Raw genomic sequence first — 1,645 nt, 5'->3', positions numbered from 1 at the left:
AAAGTCAATGAAATCAACGGTCTACCCAGACCACCCCCGCGCCAGTGCTAGCTTTGCGTACCGTCACTTATTGCACTGAAAACGAGGAGACCCCTAGGTGCATGCCCTTCGCGGTAGTCAAGGCAGTCCTGGGGGGCGTTCCGGTGCGCCTCTCTTACCCTGCCTCAGACATGCCTATGCGGCTTTGTACGAGCCCCTGCGGCAGGAAGCGCATCGGCCCTGCTGTGCAACGCTTCGACAATCCGGCACTTGGTTCCGAGGCCATCGCACCGGCCGCGCAGATCGGTCAAATCGGCGAGCAGCCCCTTGAGTTCCGTCAGTCTCGTGCGGACATGGCCAATGTGCTCATCAAGAGCAATGTTCGCTGTCCGGCAATCCGCTTTCCTGCGCAAAGCCAAGCTCAGCAGTGTTCGAACCTCTTCGAGCGACATGTCCATCGCCCGGCACAAGCAAATGAAGCGCAGCTGGCGGATGTCCTCGCCGGTGTATTGGTCATGCGGGTGATCGACGACAACTTCAAGGCGATCGTCCAACTCCTGTCGACTGCTTGGCTATTTCTTGGATTGGCAATATTGCTCATTGGGCGAGTACCCGTGCCATTGCCAAGCTCGAAGCATCCGGATGTGCCGGGCGCTATGCGGCTGCTTTGGTGGGCTTTTTCCTGGCCTTGGTATTGCACGAGAAAATAGACTTGGAGCGAATCGCTTTGTTTTCAACATCGCTCAACTGTGCCTCAGCTGTAGGAGTGCGCCTGCGCGGTGAGACCGCGACGGCGGCTAGCGTAGCGGCAATGCCTGTGCAACTGGGGAGTCCCTCGGCGAAAAGGGCTGTACCATGCGATGGCACGTGACGAGCAGACAAAAACCCCTTTCCGAGCGACTCTCGAGACGTGCTCGCGGCCTGTCGCAACGGGGGAACTTAGCCATGGATACCTTGCATTTGACGCGCCGCAAATGGGTTGTGGGATTTGGACTGGCGCTGGTTGCGACCGCGGCGTGCATCGCTGAGCCTTCCGCCAGCGACTTCATCTCTGGCCGGATCGTCAAGATCGATCACGAGGCAGGCAAGATCACCCTGCAGCACGATGCCATTCCCTATCTGCACCTTCGGGCCGGGACGACGACCTTCAGGTTCGTTGAGGCGAAGTGGCTGATTGGCAGGCGCGACGGGGACCGGGTCCGCTTTCAGGCGGATCGGTTCGATCTCAGCCTGAGAATGACGGCACTGATCTACGTGCCATCCTGAAACGCAACGAGGCGGACTCGCCGCCTCGCTCAAGTGCTGCGTAAGCAGCTTACTTCCTCTGTTGTCCGCCCGACGTATCGCGGTGTCCGTGCGGGTCCAGGTCCCCGGGTTTGTGGCCCTCGTGCGGATGATGGGCGCCAGGCTCCTCCGTCGTGCCTGTTGGTGGAGCGCTTTTGTCGCGATGGCCTTGGGGATCCAGATCACCTGGAACGTGGCCTTGGTGCGGATGATGGGGGCCGGGTTTCTCGGCGGGTTGATTGGCCATGATTTGCTCCTTGGATTGAAGGGCCAACCTTAGCGCTACCGCACTTCCTGGGTGGTAGGACGGCATCCCGAAATTGCGAAGAGCTGGCGGTAGCGCGTTTACTCAGCCGTTGCGCCCGACGGTATCAGGACCTGA

2 protein-coding genes are annotated in these 1,645 nt (G+C 60.0%); one reads left to right on the top strand and one right to left on the bottom strand.

What is annotated here, in order from left to right:
• Positions 1–164: 164 nt before the first annotated feature.
• The gene (locus tag DBR23_RS06280; protein WP_369882091.1) at positions 165–431 is read right to left on the bottom strand and encodes a MerR family DNA-binding protein; all 267 of its coding nucleotides are present in this window, start codon (positions 429–431) and stop codon (positions 165–167) included.
• 493 nt (positions 432–924) lie between these two features.
• Between DBR23_RS06280 and DBR23_RS06275 the strand changes: the two genes are divergently transcribed.
• On the top strand, positions 925–1,245 hold the full coding sequence (locus DBR23_RS06275; RefSeq protein ID WP_067513095.1) for a copper-binding protein: 321 nt from the start codon (positions 925–927) through the stop codon (positions 1,243–1,245).
• The last annotated feature ends 400 nt before the right edge of the window (positions 1,246–1,645 follow it).

Source organism: Acidovorax sp. HMWF018, from assembly GCF_003061035.1.
Taxonomy (GTDB): Bacteria; Pseudomonadota; Gammaproteobacteria; order Burkholderiales; family Burkholderiaceae_C; genus Acidovorax; species Acidovorax delafieldii.
This window is presented reverse-complemented; position numbering and strand designations above follow the sequence as displayed.

Coding starts and splice junctions, on each gene's coding strand:
- DBR23_RS06275 (WP_067513095.1), top strand. CDS start 925: ATGGATACCTTGCATTTGACGCGCCGCAAATGGGTTGTGGGATTTGGA.
- DBR23_RS06280 (WP_369882091.1), bottom strand. CDS start 431: ATGTCGCTCGAAGAGGTTCGAACACTGCTGAGCTTGGCTTTGCGCAGG.